We start from the raw sequence: 14686 nt of genomic DNA, 5'->3' as shown, positions 1-14686 counted from the left end.
GGCACCGGGACCCGGCACCCTGCCCCTGGCCGAAGTGACAGCGAAAGGGACGATGTGGTGGACATCGAGCGCGTCGGAGTGGTGGGCTGCGGCCAGATGGGAGCGGGCATCGCCGAGGTGTGCGCCCGCGCCGGCCTGGACGTGAAGGTCGCCGAGACCACCGGCGAGGCCCTGGAGATCGGCCGTACCCGGCTGTTCAACTCCCTGGCCAAGGCGGCGGAGCGCGGCAAGATCAGCGCCGAGGAGCTGGCGACGACGCAGGCGCGCCTGAGCTTCACCACCGACCTCGGCGAGTTCGCCGACCGCGATCTGGTGATCGAGGCCGTGGTGGAGAACGAGCAGGTCAAGACGGAGATCTTCCAGGTGCTGGACCAGGTCGTGACCCGGCCGGACGCCATCCTGGCCTCCAACACCTCCTCCATCCCGCTGGTGAAGCTGGCGGTCGCCACCTCGCGGCCGGACCAAGTCGTCGGCATCCACTTCTTCAACCCCGCGCCGGTGCAGAACCTCGTCGAGCTGATCCCGGCGCTCACCACCTCCGAGGGCACCCTCAGCCGCGCCCAGGCCTTCACCGAGAAGGTGCTCGGCAAGCACGCCATCCGGGCCCAGGACCGCTCGGGCTTCGTGGTGAACGCGCTGCTGATCCCGTACCTGCTCTCCGCGATCAGGATGTTCGAGTCCGGCATCGCCAGCCGCGAGGACATCGACAACGGCATGGAGCTGGGCTGCGCCCACCCGATGGGTCCGCTGAAGCTGTCCGACCTGATCGGTCTCGACACCGTCGCCTCGGTCGCGTTCTCGATGTACGAGGAGTACAAGGAGCCGCTGTACGCCGCTCCCCCGCTGCTCCAGCGCATGGTCGACGCCGGCCGCCTCGGCCGGAAGTCCGGCTCCGGCTTCTACACCTACGGCTGATTACGGACGGTCAGTATTCGGCCAAGTACCCGGGCCCGGCACCTCGTTGGTGCCGGGCCCGCGCCGTTCACACACCGTGTGCACCCCGGGCCCGCATATGCCCTTCGCACACTCTCCCCACGCGCTCACCAGGCGAGTTCACTTTGCTGCGCATGCAAGGGACGAGACATGACTACGGAAGGGAGCGGACACGTGACCGCCGATCCCGAGCATCCCGTCGTACACGGAGAACTCGCAGAGTTACGGCGCCGCTTGGACGTGGGCCACGCCCAAGTGGAGGGCGGACTGGCTCTGCTGACACACCGCACCGAGGAGACCGCCAAGGAGCTGGACGAGCTGATCAGCCGGGTCTGCACACTCGAACACGCACGCTGGCCGCTGCCCGCGGTCGCCGCGCTCACCGCCCTGGGCGCCCTGGCGGTCGCGGTGTGGCAGGCGCTCGGCCGCTGAACTCAAGGAGCGTCCTGGCCCAGCCTGAGGTGGTGCAGCAGGAGTAACGCGGCCGCCATGTTGGCGGCCGGCACCTCCCCGCGGGCGATCATGTCGGGGACCAGCTTGAGGTGGACCCACTCCCGGCGGTCCGACTCGAAGTCGTCCACCGGGTGTCCGACGTACTCACCCTCGTCGGCCCAGTAGATGTGGTGGCGGGCGTCGGTGAGTCCGTTGGACGGCTCCACGCTCATCAGGTGCTGCAACGGTCCCGGCCGCCAGCCGGTCTCCTCCTCCAGTTCCCTGGCGGCCGCCAGGGCGACGTCCTCGCCGTCCTCGACCACTCCGGCCGCGAGTTCCCACCCCCAGCTGTCGGTGATGAACCGGTGCCGCCACAGCAGCAGGACCTCGTTGGCCGCGTTGACCACGGTGGCCACGGCGACCGGGCGGAGCCGGATGAGGAAGTGGTCCAGGTGCCGGCCGTCGGGCAGCTCCACATCTGCCAGGTTGACGGTGAACCAGCGGTTTTCATACACAGTTTGTTCGTTCTGTTTCGTCCACTGCACGGTTCTGCCACCTTCCGTCGAGTAAGTGGCAATATCGCAGCAGGGACGGTGTGCTGTCGGTGTCCGGGCAGCGGCCTACAGCGGTACGCGCAGTGCGCCGTCGATGAGTTCCGCGGCCTCGGCGGTGCCCGCACAGCCGCTGCGCACCAGGTGTTCGCGTACCGCGCGCAGTCTGTCGCGCAGGCGCTGCGACTCCATTCCTCTGGCCTGTTCGGCCATCTGCACGGCGGTGGCCACCGCCTTGTCGGCATGCCCCTGGCGCAGCTCGATGGTGCTGAGCATGGCGAGCCGGTGCACCCGCCCCCGGTCGTGCGCGGGGTTGTCCACGGCCGCGGCGGCGTGCTCCCCGGCGGCCGCCAACTCGCCCAGGCTGAGCAGCGCCTCCGCCACTTGCACGTTCACGAGTCCCGGCTGGACATAGCCGGTCTCGTCGGGTTCGTATCCGCGCCGGATGCGTTCGGCGGCCTGTTCGGCACGCCGGATGCAGGACAACGCGCCGGTGCCGTCGCCGAGATGGGCGTACGCCTTCGCCTGCATCGCGTACAGGTCGGAGGCGAGCGCCGGTGTGATGTGCTTGCCGGCGGCCCGCAGCGCGGCCTCCGCGAAGGCGACCGCCTGCCGGAACTCCCGCATGTACAGAGCCTGGTTGACCAGCAGCGCTATCACATAGGCGCCGAGTCCCCGGTCCCCGCTGGCCTTCGCGAGCCGCAGCGCCTGGTGGAAGTAGCGCTGCGCCAGACCGTGCGCGTCTGAGTCGTAGGCGCAGATCCCGGCGATGGCGACCAGGCCGCCGGTGGCGCGGTGGAGTTGACGGCCCGTCGCGTCGGTGTAGCTGCCGCGCAGCAGCGGGGCGGCCTCGGAGTTGAGGAATCCCACGATCCGGGTGCGGGTCGCCATGCCGCCCGCCTTGCGGTACATCTGCTCGTAGTGGGCGCGGGCGGCCCGCAGCATCTTGATGTCGGCGGACGTGACCCGGTGCCGGCCGCCGCGGGAGACGTCCACGTCCTCGGGCGGGTTCTCCCACTCCCACACCGGCATCACGGCGGGGGTCCCGGTGACGGCGGGGGCGCCGAGGAGGTGCGGGCGCTGCTGTTCGTCGCTGCGCCACAGCGCGGTGGCCCGCTCCACGAAGCCGGACAGCGAAGTGCCGTGCGGGTTCGCGGGTTCGCCGGGGACTCCGAGGCCGATGTCGTCGAGGGTGACGGAGCGCTGGAGCCGGCCCGCGAGCACCTCGCAGATCAGGTCCGGTACCTGGCCGCGGGGCCGCTGCCCCTTCAACCACCGTGCCACGGCGGTGTGTTCGTAGCGCAGCGCGAGTCCGCGGGACCGGCCCGCCTGGTTCACGTGCGCTGCCAGCCCCGCGTGCGAGATCCCGGCCTCGTCAAGGATCGCGTCGAGCAGAGTGTTGGGCTGCATGGGATGCCCCCCGGGTGGCTCGGTGCCGTCAGAGTAGTGGTTCCGCCTTCACACGGGGTGTGAACGGAGTGCCCGGATCCGGGCTGTGCGCGCACTGTCGCGGAGAGTTTCCGACCGGTTGACTGAATTGCCTCGAAAGAGGCCGGCCGGGCCGCCGGCTCCCCCTCGTACAGTGCGGCGGCCCGCATCAGCGCCGTCCGCCCGGCTGCCTGCCCGACACTCCGTGGCGGGGCGGACGGCCGCGCCGGCGCTGCGCCGGCTGGGCGGGGCGACTGAACACCGTTGCGCCGAAGGTGCGTTGTCGGCTACCGGGGGGTGCCGGGCGGTCGCGCAGTTCTTCGCGCCCCTATGGGGTGGGTGCGGTCGTTGCGCAGGATCAGCAGGGCGATGTCGTCCGAGGGCGTGCCGGGGGCGTGGTGCGTCAGTGCCCGCAGCACCGAGCGGAGGATCAATTGCGGGCGGCCCGGCCGCGTGCGGACCGCTCGGCCGAGCGCCTCGTGCAGGGAGAAGAAGCGGCCGCGGGTGTCGCGGGCGTCCTCGGCTCCGTCCGTGTACAGCACCAGCGCCTCGCCCGGCAGCAGTCGGCCCGCGTGTACGACCGGCGGGTCGCAGGGCAGCGGGAACATGCCGAGCGGCGGCAGCGGATCCGCGGCCGTCAGCGGCTCGACGGACGTGCCGCTCATCAGATAGGGCCACGGATGACCGCAGTTGACGCCCCGCACCGTGCCCTCCTCGCCGATCTCCAGCAGCAGGACGGTGGCGAACTCCTCGGCCTCCGGGTGCTCGTCTGCGGCGCGTGCACGCAAGTGCCGGGCCTGGGCGCGCTCCAGTCTGCGCAGTATCCGCCCGAGATCGGGTTCGTCGTGGACCGCGTCCCGGAAACCGTCGAGGAGGGCGTCGGCCGCGCCGACCGCGGCGGTCCCGTGTCCCCGTACGTCGCCCATCACCACACGGACGCCGTGCTCGGTGGCGACGACGTCGTACAGGTCCCCGCCGGCGCGGGCGCCCCGGTCCGCGGCGAGGTGCGCCGCGGCGACGCTCAGTCCCGCGACGCGCGGCGCCGGAGGGCGGCGGGGACGCACTGCCTTGATACGGATCATGCCGGTGGCCCCCAAGCAGGCCCAGTCAGACAGAATCGGACCGGCCCCGAAAGGCCGGTCCGATTCTGTCGACCACTACCCCGGCGGAACCGGCCCACCAGGAAACCTCACCCAATCGAGTGAGGTAACCCCAGGTGTCCCAGGTCCGCGGGGAACCGCGCTATCCCCGCAGTACGGCTCCCGTGCGCTCGCCCGCGAGGGCGACCGCCGCGTCCCGCGCCGCCGAGGCCTCGTCCACGGTCAGCGTCCGGTCCCCGGCACGGAACCGCAGCGCGTACGCCAGAGACTTCCTGCCGTCGCCGAGCTGCTCCGCGTTCTCGTACACGTCGAACAGCCGGATGGCCTCCAGCAGGGACCCCGCGCCCTCGCGCAGCGCGGCCTCCACCTCGGCGTGCGGCACAAAGGTGTCGACGACGAGGGCGACGTCCTGCGTGGCGACCGGGAAGGAGGAGATGCTCGGCGCCTGCGGCGTACCGTCGCCGACCCGCTCCAGCGCGTCCAGGTCCAGCTCCGTCGCGCAGGTGCGCGCGGGCAGGCCCAGCGCCTTCAGCACACGCGGGTGCAGCTCGCCGGCGTGACCGACGACCGTCTCCACGCCGTCGACGACGACCGCCAGCTCGGCACAGCGGCCGGGGTGCCACGGCCCGTACTGGCCCTTGCGGACGACGAGTTCGGCGCCCGCCTCGGCGGCGACGGTCCGCGCGGCCTGCACCGCGTCGGCCCAGCCGGCCGGACGGCCCGCGCCCCACCAGCCGGCCTGCTCGCGGGCGCCCGCGAGGACGACGGCGACATGGCGCGGCTGCTCGGGCAGCACGGCGTCGAGCGCCGCGATCTCCTCGTCCGTGGGACGGCGGTCCACCGGCAGATGCGCGGCGGCCGACCGCTCCTCGCGCGGGAGGAAGACCAGACCGGTCTCGAACAGGGCCAGGTCGTGCGAGCCCCGTCCGTCGTTGCGCCGCAGCGCGCCCAGCAGGCCCGGCAGCAGCGACGTACGGAGCGCGGGCTCCTCGTCGTTGAGCGGGTTGGTCAGCCTGACGACCCGGCGGGCCGGGTCCTCGGCATCGAGCCCGAGCTGGTCGAAGACCTGCTCCCCGATGAACGGGTAGTTGGGCGCCTCGACGTAACCGGCGCCGGCCAGCGCGCGGCCGACCCGGCGGTGCAGGCGCTGGCGGTGCGTCAGACCGCGGCCGGACGGGGGCTTCGGCAGCGTGGAGGGCAGGTTCTCGTAGCCCTCCAGCCGGATGACCTCCTCGGCCAGGTCGTTCTGCTCCTCCAGGTCCGGCCGCCAGGACGGGACGGTGACGATCAGCTCGTCCTGCCCGTAGACGTCGCAGCCGACCTCCTGGAGGCGGCGCACGACGGTCTCCCGGCCGTACTCGACGCCCGCGACCCGGTCGGGGTGGTTCGCCGGCATCGTGATGGTGTGCGGCGCGGACGGGGCGATCACCTCGGTGACCCCGGCCTCGGCGGTGCCGCCCGCGAGCAGCACCAGCAGGTCGACCGTGCGCTGGGCGGCCGCGGCGGCGGCGGCCGGGTCCACTCCGCGCTCGAAGCGGCGGGACGCCTCGGAGGACAGCTTGTGACGGCGGGCCGTGCGCGCGATCGACACCGAGTCGAAGTGCGCGGCCTCGACGACCACGTCGGCGGTGGCCTTGTCGAGGTTGTCGTGGTCGGCGATCTCGGTGTCGGCGCCGCCCATGACACCGGCGAGTCCGATCGGGCCCCGGTCGTCGGTGATGACGAGGTCCTCGGCGTGCAGCTTCCGCTCGACACCGTCGAGGGTGACGATCTTCTCGCCCTCCTCGGCGCGCCGGACGCCGATCGTGCCCTGGACCAGCCCGCGGTCGTACGCGTGCAGCGGCTGACCCAGCTCCATCATCACGTAGTTGGTGACGTCGACGGCGAGCGAGATCGGGCGCATGCCGACCTTCTGGAGCCGGCGCTTGAGCCAGATCGGCGAACGCGCCTCGGGGCTCAGGCCCGTGACGGTGCGCGCGGTGAAGCGGTCGCAGCCCATGGGGTCCGAGACCTGCACCGGGTAGCCGAAGGCGTTCGGCGCGGGCACGTCGAGGAGCGCCGGGTCGCGCAGGGCCAGGCCGTAGGCGATGGCGGTCTCGCGGGCGACACCGCGGATGGAGAGGCAGTCGCCGCGGTTGGCGGTGACGGCGATGTCCAGGACCTCGTCGACCAGTTCGAGCAGTTCGACGGCGTCCTTGCCGACCTCGGTCTCCGGCGGCAGGACGATGATGCCCTTGGTGCCGTCGTCGCCCATGCCCAGCTCGTCGCTGGAGCAGATCATGCCGTGCGAGGTGCGGCCGTAGGTCTTGCGCGCGGCGATCGCGAAGCCGCCGGGCAGCTCGGCGCCCGGGAGCACGACCACGACCTTGTCGCCGACGGCGAAGTTCCGGGCGCCGCAGACGATCTCCTGCGGCTCACCGGTGCCGTTGGCGGTGGCGACGTCGACGGTGCAGAAGCGGATCGGCTTCTTGAAGCCCTCCAGCTCCTCGATGGTCAGCACCTGTCCGACGACGAGCGGGCCCTTGAGCCCGTCGCCGAGCTGCTCGACCGTCTCGACCTCGAGGCCGGCCGAAATGAGCTTGGCCTGCACATCGCGGCCGGTCTCGGTGGCCGGGAGGTCGACGTACTCCCGCAGCCAGGAAAGCGGGACCCGCATCAGATCTCCATCCCGAACGGCCGGGTGAACCGGACGTCACCCTCGACCATGTCTCGCATGTCCTCGACGTTGTGGCGGAACATCAGCATCCGCTCGATCCCGAACCCGAAGGCGAAGCCGCTGTACTTCTCCGGGTCCACACCGCAGGCGGTCAGCACCTTGGGGTTGACCATGCCGCAGCCGCCCAGCTCGATCCAGCCCTCGCTGGAGCAGGTGCGGCAGGGGCGGTCGGGGTTGCCGACGGACTCGCCGCGGCAGACGTAACAGACCATGTCCATCTCGGCGGACGGCTCGGTGAACGGGAAGAAGTTCGGCCGCAGCCGGGTCTTCATGCCCTCTCCGAACAGGGACTGGACCATGTGGTCCAGGGTGCCCTTCAGGTCCGCCATGGTCAGGCCCTCGTCGACGGCGAGCAGCTCGACCTGGTGGAAGACCGGGGTGTGGGTGGCGTCCAGCTCGTCGGTGCGGTAGACGCGGCCGGGGCAGATCACGTAGACCGGCAGCTCGCGGTCGAGCAGCGAACGGATCTGCACGGGCGAGGTGTGGGTGCGCAGCACGACACCGGACTCGGTGCCGCCCTGCGGGCCCTCGACGAAGAAGGTGTCCGCCTCACCGCGCGCCGGGTGGTCCGGGCCGATGTTGAGGGCGTCGAAGTTGAACCACTCGGCCTCGACCTGGGGGCCCTCGGCGACCTCGTAGCCCATGGCCACGAAGATGTCCTCGATGCGCTCCGAGAGCGTGGTCAGCGGGTGGCGGGCGCCGGCCGGTACCCGGTCGTGGGGCAGCGTGACGTCCACCGCCTCCTCGACCAGCACGCGCGCGTCGCGCTCGGCCTCCAGCTCGCTCTGCCGGCCGGCGAGCGCCTTGTTCACGGCGCCCCGGGCCTGGCCGACCAGCTTGCCCGCGGCGGCCTTGGCGTGCGGGGGCAGGGCGCCGATCTCGCGGTTGGCGAGGGCCAGCGGGGAGGTGCCGCCGGTGTGGGCGACCTTGGCCTCCTGGAGCGCGTCGAGGGAGCCCGCGGCGGCGAAGGCGGCGAGCGCCTCGTCCCGCATCCGCTCGATCTCTTCCGGTTTCAACGCCTCGACCTCGACAGGGTCGTACGACTTATTCGGTGCCGACATCTCTTCCCGTGCTTCCGATTGCTGGCGGATGGTCCCCGTGACCGGCGCTGAGACTCCTCTGCGGGCCGTGTGCAGGACACAAAGGTGCCAAAGGCCGAGTCTAACGGGGTGCGGGTGTGCGGATGCGCCCGTGGCCCGTCAGGCGAGATACGCCGGAGTGGCCACGGGCAACGTAAATCGGAACTCGGCGCCGCCGCCGGGCGCGCGGCCGACCGTGATGGTGCCGCCGTGGGCCTCGACGATGCCCTTGACGATGTAGAGGCCGAGCCCGGTGCCGCCGCGCTTGCTGCCCCGCCAGAAGCGGGTGAAGACGCGGTTCATGGACTCCTCCGGAATGCCGGCCCCTTCGTCGCTCACCGTGACCGACGTGCCGGCGTCCTCGCCCTCGCGGGGGGACACCGTGGGTGTGACGTCAATCGTGACGGTTCCCTCGCCGTGCCGCACGGCATTTTCCAGCAGGTTGCTCAGCACCTGGTCGACCTTGTCGGGGTCGGCCCACAGCGCGGGCAGCGGCTGTTCCAGGCGCAGCAGGAAGCGGTCGGCGGGCTGGCCGGCGGCGACGTACGCCTGGATGTGCCGGCCGACGGCGGCGCCGATGTCGACGGGCTGGCGCCTGACCTCCAGCCGCCCGGAGTCGATGCGGGAGATGTCCAGCAGCTCGGCGATGAGCCGGGTGACCCGGTCGGCGTCGGCGTCGACGGTCTCCAGCATCAGCCGCTTCTGGTCGTCGGTGAAGCGGGCCCACTTGGCGAGCAGGGTCGCGGTGAAGCCCTTGACGGAGGTGAGCGGGGACCGCAGCTCGTGCGCGACGGTGGCGATCAGCTCGGCGTGGCTGCGCTCGGTGCGGCGGCGGGCCTCGGTGTCACGCAGGCAGACGACGACCCGCCGGACCGGCCCGGTGGGCTCGGCGCGGACGTACTTCACCGTGACCAGGACCTCCCGGCCGCCGGGAAGGAGCAGGTTCCGCTCGGGCTGCCGGACCCGGATGGCGAGACCGCCGTACGGATCGGTCAGCTGCCACCAGCGGCGGCCCTCCAGGTCCTCCAGGGGCAGGGCCTTCTCCAGCCGGCTGCCGAGCGCCTCGGCGGCGGGGACGGCGGTGATCCGTTCGGCGGCGGCGTTGAAGCAGACGACGCGCCCGTGTTCGTCGGCGACGACGAGGCCGTCGGGGAGGTCGTCGGGGTGCACACCGGGGTCGGCCTGATCGCCGGGCCGGGGCGCGGGCGGGTGCGGCACCTCCCGTGCTCCCGGCGCGCTGCTCGTGCCGACGCTCATCCCCGTACCCCACCTCTCAGCCGAACGAGGGGCCCCGAGCTGGTCACCCTACTAGCTCTCGGTGACGGAGCGGCACCCTCCGGAGGCGCGCTGTGCACGGGCCGACGCGTAGAGACATACGGCCGCGGCGGTGGCGAGGTTCAGGCTCTCGGCCTTCCCGTGGATCGGTACGCGCACGACGGCGTCCGCCAGCGCGCGGGTCTCCTCAGGGAGCCCCCATGCCTCGTTGCCGAAGACCCAGGCGGTCGGCCCGCCCATCGTGCCGTGGTCCAGCTCGGCGTCGAGGTCGTCCTCGCCCGCGCCGTCCGCGGCGACGACGCGCACGCCGGCCGCCCTGAGCCCGGCGACGGCCTGCTCGACCGGCACGCCGACGGCGACCGGCAGATGGAACAGGGAACCGACCGAGGCCCGCACGGCCTTGGGGTTGTAGAGGTCCACGGAGGCGTCGGTGAGGACGACGGCCTCGGCCCCCGCGGCGTCGGCGCAGCGCAGCACGGTGCCGGCGTTGCCGGGGTCGCGCACGTGTGCCAGGACGGCGACCAGGGCGGGCCGCGCGGCGAGGATCTCCTCGAAGGGGGTGTCGATGAACCGGCAGACCCCGACGAGGCCCTGCGGGGTGACGGTGGTGGAGATGTCCGCGATGACCTGCTCGTCGGCGAGGTGGACGCGGGCGCCAGCGGTCCTGGCCTCCCCGACGATGTCGGCGTACCGCTCCGCGGCCTCGACGGTGGCGAACAGCTCGACCAGCGTGTCCTTGCCGTGTGCCGCGGCCTCCCGCACGGCCTGCGGCCCCTCCGCGAGGAACAGCCGCTCCTTGCCCCGGAAGTTCCGCCGCTCGAGCCGCCGGGCGGCGGAGACGCGCGGGGAGCGGGGGGAGATCAGCTCGGGGCTGGCGGGGGGCATGGGGGGCTCACCTTCGTTCTCACTCGTGGGGGCCGCGGCCCCTGGGGGCAGCGACAAAGGACCCGCAGGCCGTGAAACCTGCGGGTCCTTGGGTCACGCCGGCTCGCTGGCCGGCGCAGCGTCACGCCGCCTTGGGGGCGTTCACGTCGCTGGGGAGAGCCTTCTGGGCGACCTCGACGAGCGCGGCGAACGCGTTCGGGTCGTTGACGGCCAGCTCGGCGAGGATCTTGCGGTCGACCTCGACGTTGGCGGCCTTCAGGCCCTGGATGAAGCGGTTGTACGTGATGCCGTTGGCGCGGGCAGCGGCGTTGATGCGCTGGATCCACAGCTGGCGGAAGTCACCCTTGCGCTTCTTGCGGTCGTTGTAGTTGTAGACCAGCGAGTGGGTGACCTGCTCCTTGGCCTTGCGGTACAGGCGCGAACGCTGACCGCGGTAGCCGGAGGCCGCCTCGAGGATCGCCCGGCGCTTCTTGTGGGCGTTGACTGCCCGCTTGACGCGTGCCACTTGTTAACTCCTTGTAGCGGGGCCGTGGTTGGACTCACACGGCCCGGTATCGATTGGGTCCCGGTCCAGACGTGCGGCGCTCGTTATCGGTGCGCCGCGTACGTCACTTGCCGAGAAGCTTCTTGATCTTCGCGGCGTCGCCCGGGGCCATCTCGGCGTTGCCGGTGAGGCGACGCGTCACGCGGGACGACTTGTGCTCGAGCAGGTGGCGCTTGCCGGCGCGCTCGCGGAGCACCTTGCCGGAGCCGGTGATCTTGAAGCGCTTGCTGGCACCGCTGTGCGACTTGTTCTTCGGCATAGCGCCGTTATCTCCTCGTCGGTGGCGCTCCGGTGCCCGGTCGTGAAACCGGGCACAGGTGGAGCGTCGCTCTTGTATCGGTTACATCCTTGAGGACTCGCGTCCCCCGGGATCACGCCTCGGCGGAAGCCTCGGCAGGGGCCTCGGCGGCCTCGGTCTCCGTGGCGTCGACGTCCGCGGCGTTCTGCGAGCGGCCGGGGTTGGCCTTCGCGTCCGCCTTGCGGGCTTCCTGCGCCTGACGGGCCTCGGCCATCGCCTCGGTCTTCTTCTTGTGCGGACCGAGAACCATGATCATGTTCCGGCCGTCCTGCTTCGGGTTCGACTCGACGAAACCGAGGTCCTGGACGTCCTCCGCGAGACGCTGGAGCAGTCGGTAGCCCAGCTCGGGCCGGGACTGCTCGCGACCACGGAACATGATCGTGATCTTGACCTTGTCGCCCTGCTTGAGGAACCGGACGACGTGACCCTTCTTGGTGTCATAGTCGTGCGGGTCGATCTTCGGCCGGAGCTTCATCTCCTTGATGACCGTGTGCGCCTGGTTCTTGCGCGCCTCACGGGCCTTCATGGCCGACTCGTACTTGAACTTCCCGTAGTCCATGAGCTTGCACACGGGCGGACGGGCGTTCGCCGCGACCTCGACCAGGTCCAGGTCGTACTCCTGCGCAAGCTCCAGTGCCTTGGCCAGCGGGACGATGCCCACCTGCTCGCCACTGGGACCGACAAGTCGCACCTCGGGAACGCGAATCCGGTCGTTGATGCGGGGCTCGGCGCTGATGGATCCTCCTCGGTAGCACCACACGACCGTCTGGCGGACAGCCGTGTATGTCTGGTTGACATAGGACCAACCATCGGAGGCCATGAAAAATGCCCCGGACGGGACACAGGCGGGGGCTCCAATGAATCCGGAGCACCGCCACGGTCGGCCGCGGGGCGCGATATCGGGCGACTCCACCGTCCGTACGGAACGGTGGTGGCCGCCTGACCGGTGACCCGCCGTCCCGGAGGGCGGTCGGGTGGGAGTTCGGAGCCTCCACTTGTGGGCCGGACACATGCGTATCCGGCCGGTCGTCACCCAAGGTTAGCAGCTCCCGTCGGGCAGGGCTAACCGAGGCACTGTCGGGCCCGCCCCCGCGGTGCGCCTATCGTGGGCGTCATGAGTGACACCTCCCCCTCGGACAGCCCCGAGACGCCCGACTTCGACGAGATGACCCGCGACATCGCCGAGGTCCCCGCCGTCGAGGTGATCGTGACGGTCGCCGTCAACCTGATGAGCGCCGCCGCCGTGAAGCTCGGTCTGACCGAGGAGGGCGACAAGTACAAGGACCTGGACGAGGCCCGCAAGCTGGTCACCGCCCTCGCCGGGCTGCTCGACGCGAGCACCACCGAGATCAGCTCCTTCCACGCGGCCCCGCTGCGGGACGGCCTGAAGTCGCTCCAGCTGGCGTTCCGCGAGGCGTCCCTCGTCCCGGACGAGCCGGGCAAGGGCCCGGGCGAGAAGTACACCGGGCCGGTCTACGGCTAATCCGGTCTACGGCTAATCCGGTCTACGGCTAGTCCGGTCTACGGCTAGTCCGTCACCGTACGAACAGGGGCTCGCCCGGTGGCGTCGCTCCGGCCGGCAGCAGTGCCAGGTCGAGGCCGCGCACCAGGCGGGCCCTCAGTGTTTCGTCGGCGGCGATGCGCTCGGCCACCGCTCGGGCCGCGGGGGCCGGGGGGACGGCCGGGTCGAGGACGAGGGCGAGGGTGCCGTCCGCCTGCCCGGGGCCGAGATGGGCGCGGAGCACGGCCGGCTCGGCGGCGACGGCCGCCCTGACCGCCTCCACCACCGCGGGGTCGGCCAGCGGATCGGCCGTGGTGCGCCCCTCGGCGAGGGCCAGCAGCGCCGGGCCCGTCAGTTCGAACGGCACCGGGCCGGCCAGGTCCAGGACGACCGTGTCCGCCTTCTCGTGCGCGGCGGCCTCCAGCGCCTGGTGCAGGGCGACGGCGACGGGGCGGGCCGCGGGGTCCCACCGGGCGAGGGAGTCGGTGGAGGTGAAGGCGGGCAGCGCCTTGCGGTCGCCGGCCCGCAGGGTGGGTACGGCCATGTCGCTGGTCTTCTCGCGGCGCAGCCCGTTCTCGTCCTCCTCCACCTCGCCGAGCACGGCCACGACCGGGACGAGCAGCCGCGCGTCCCTCAGCGCCTCCAGTACCGGCGCCACGGCGGCCCGGTCCTCCGCCCAGGCCGCGAGCGCCGCGCCGAGCCGGGGGTCGGCGGTGCCGTCGTCGTCGGAGAAGGGGGAGTCGGGAATGTTCTTGTTCGCCACGGTCCCGACCCTATAGGGGGGATGCTGCTGCGCTTGTGCGGGCCCGGAAACGTCCGCGTGACGGGGTTCACGGGAATCTCAGGTTTCCCTGACCCAGATCTAACCTCCGTCTAACAGCGGCCACAGCCGGCGCCCCGACCATCGCGGCCATGGAGTCCTCCAGAGCCCGCCGACGCCGCCGCGTTCCCCTCTTGTACGTCGCCCTCGCCGCGCTGACCGTCGTCGGCGGTACGGCCGCGGGGACGGTGTACGTGCAGGCGCGGGCGCACTCGCCCGGGACCGCCGCGAGCGCCGTATCGTCGTCGGCGACGCCCTCCTGGGCGGCGGCGAGCGGGGAGGCATCCATGGAACCGGTGGCACGGCCCGCCGTGGACCACGACGCGCTGCTCGCCGACGCGATGGAGTCGGTCTCCGTGGCGAAGGGCGCCGAGGTGTCGGTGGCGGTGCTGGACCTGGAGTCCGGGGAGAGCGCCTCCTACGGGGACGGCGCCTTCGACACCGCGAGCATCGTGAAGGTCGACGTGCTGGCGACGCTGCTGCTCCAGGCGCAGGACGCCGGGCGGTCGCTGACGGCGGCCGAGAAGACGTACGCCACCGCCATGATCGAGAACAGTGACAACGCCTCCACCTCGGCGCTGTGGGAGACGATCGGCAGGGCCGAGGGGCTCGCCGCGGCCAACGAGCGGTTCGGGCTGACGGACACCGAGGGCGGCGAGGGCATGCTGTGGGGGCTGACCCAGACGACCGCGACCGACCAGATCACCCTGCTCCAGCAGGTGTTCGGGGAGGACTCGGAGCTGGACGAGGACTCGCGGTCCTACCTCCAGGGGCTGATGGAGCGGATAGCGGTCGACCAGCGGTGGGGGGTGTCGGCGGCGGCGGACGGTTCCGAGTGGGCGCTGAAGAACGGCTGGCTGCCGCGGAGCACGACCGGGCTGTGGGACATCAACAGCGTCGGACGGGTGACCGTGGACGGCCACGACTACCTGGTGGCGGCGCTGTCGGACGGCAACACGACGAAGGCCGGGGGTGTCGACCTGGTCGAGGCGGCGGCCCGCGCCGCGGTGTCGGTGTTCACGGAGGACACGTCCGCGACCGGGTCCGCCGACGATCCCTCGGCCACGAACCCCTCCGTCACGAACCCTTCGGTCACGGACCCCTCGGTCACGGACCCTGCCTAG

At 71.7% G+C, this 14686-nt stretch carries 15 protein-coding genes; 4 read left to right on the top strand and 11 right to left on the bottom strand.

Annotation, left to right across the window (positions count from 1 at the left end):
• Positions 1–54 precede the first annotated feature (54 nt).
• Both AB0E07_RS18075 and AB0E07_RS18070 read left to right on the top strand, forming a co-directional pair.
• Positions 55–915 (top strand): 3-hydroxybutyryl-CoA dehydrogenase, encoded by an 861-nt coding sequence (locus tag AB0E07_RS18075; protein WP_362252345.1) that lies wholly within the window; start codon positions 55–57, stop codon positions 913–915.
• Between the two features lie 192 nt (positions 916–1107).
• Positions 1108–1365, top strand: coding sequence for a hypothetical protein (locus AB0E07_RS18070; RefSeq protein ID WP_362252342.1), 258 nt, complete (start codon positions 1108–1110; stop codon positions 1363–1365).
• Between the two features lie 2 nt (positions 1366–1367).
• On the opposite strand, the gene AB0E07_RS18065 is transcribed toward AB0E07_RS18070, so the two are convergent.
• From AB0E07_RS18065 to infC, 10 genes are all read right to left on the bottom strand, one after another.
• Complete coding sequence (locus AB0E07_RS18065) at positions 1368–1910, bottom strand: NUDIX hydrolase (protein WP_362252340.1); 543 nt, start codon at positions 1908–1910, stop codon at positions 1368–1370.
• A 75-nt stretch (positions 1911–1985) separates the two neighbouring features.
• Entirely contained in the window at positions 1986–3326 is a 1341-nt protein-coding gene (locus AB0E07_RS18060; protein ID WP_362252337.1) for a transcriptional regulator, read from the bottom strand.
• 305 nt (positions 3327–3631) lie between these two features.
• Positions 3632–4426 (bottom strand): PP2C family protein-serine/threonine phosphatase, encoded by a 795-nt coding sequence (locus AB0E07_RS18055; RefSeq protein WP_362252334.1) that lies wholly within the window; start codon positions 4424–4426, stop codon positions 3632–3634.
• Positions 4427–4586: 160 nt separating this feature from the next.
• Positions 4587–7100, bottom strand: coding sequence for a phenylalanine--tRNA ligase subunit beta (gene pheT, locus AB0E07_RS18050; RefSeq protein ID WP_362252331.1), 2514 nt, complete (start codon positions 7098–7100; stop codon positions 4587–4589).
• The gene (gene pheS / locus AB0E07_RS18045) at positions 7100–8221 is read right to left on the bottom strand and encodes a phenylalanine--tRNA ligase subunit alpha (RefSeq protein ID WP_362252327.1); all 1122 of its coding nucleotides are present in this window, start codon (positions 8219–8221) and stop codon (positions 7100–7102) included. The genes pheT and pheS overlap by 1 nt, the downstream gene beginning before the upstream one ends.
• Before the next feature lie 138 nt (positions 8222–8359).
• Positions 8360–9496 carry an ATP-binding protein gene (locus tag AB0E07_RS18040; RefSeq protein WP_362252324.1) on the bottom strand — a complete coding sequence of 379 codons (1137 nt, stop codon included), beginning with the start codon at positions 9494–9496 and terminating at the stop codon, positions 8360–8362.
• A 51-nt stretch (positions 9497–9547) separates the two neighbouring features.
• A complete protein-coding gene (locus AB0E07_RS18035; protein WP_362252321.1) occupies positions 9548–10399 on the bottom strand; it encodes an RNA methyltransferase in 852 nt (283 codons plus the stop codon).
• Between the two features lie 121 nt (positions 10400–10520).
• Positions 10521–10904, bottom strand: a complete 384-nt coding sequence (rplT, locus tag AB0E07_RS18030; RefSeq protein WP_351930042.1) for a 50S ribosomal protein L20 — start codon at positions 10902–10904, stop codon at positions 10521–10523.
• A gap of 103 nt (positions 10905–11007) precedes the next feature.
• A complete protein-coding gene (gene rpmI / locus AB0E07_RS18025; protein WP_003977225.1) occupies positions 11008–11202 on the bottom strand; it encodes a 50S ribosomal protein L35 in 195 nt (64 codons plus the stop codon).
• Between the two features lie 112 nt (positions 11203–11314).
• Complete coding sequence (gene infC / locus AB0E07_RS18020; RefSeq protein ID WP_362252431.1) at positions 11315–12001, bottom strand: translation initiation factor IF-3; 687 nt, start codon at positions 11999–12001, stop codon at positions 11315–11317.
• A gap of 354 nt (positions 12002–12355) precedes the next feature.
• Here infC and AB0E07_RS18015 point away from each other — a divergent pair, with 354 nt between their 5' ends.
• A complete protein-coding gene (locus tag AB0E07_RS18015; RefSeq protein ID WP_362252318.1) occupies positions 12356–12724 on the top strand; it encodes a DUF1844 domain-containing protein in 369 nt (122 codons plus the stop codon).
• Positions 12725–12776: 52 nt separating this feature from the next.
• Here the strand turns inward: AB0E07_RS18015 and AB0E07_RS18010 are convergent, their stop codons facing one another.
• Positions 12777–13505, bottom strand: coding sequence for an SseB family protein (locus AB0E07_RS18010; RefSeq protein ID WP_362252315.1), 729 nt, complete (start codon positions 13503–13505; stop codon positions 12777–12779).
• A gap of 149 nt (positions 13506–13654) precedes the next feature.
• On the opposite strand from AB0E07_RS18010, the gene AB0E07_RS18005 reads away from it, so the two are divergent.
• Positions 13655–14686 (top strand): serine hydrolase, encoded by a 1032-nt coding sequence (locus AB0E07_RS18005; RefSeq protein WP_362252312.1) that lies wholly within the window; start codon positions 13655–13657, stop codon positions 14684–14686.

The organism is Streptomyces sp. NPDC048002, assembly GCF_040653275.1.
Taxonomy (GTDB): domain Bacteria; phylum Actinomycetota; class Actinomycetes; order Streptomycetales; family Streptomycetaceae; genus Streptomyces.
The sequence above is the reverse complement of the archived record's forward strand: the minus strand, read 5'-3'. Positions and strand labels throughout refer to the sequence as shown.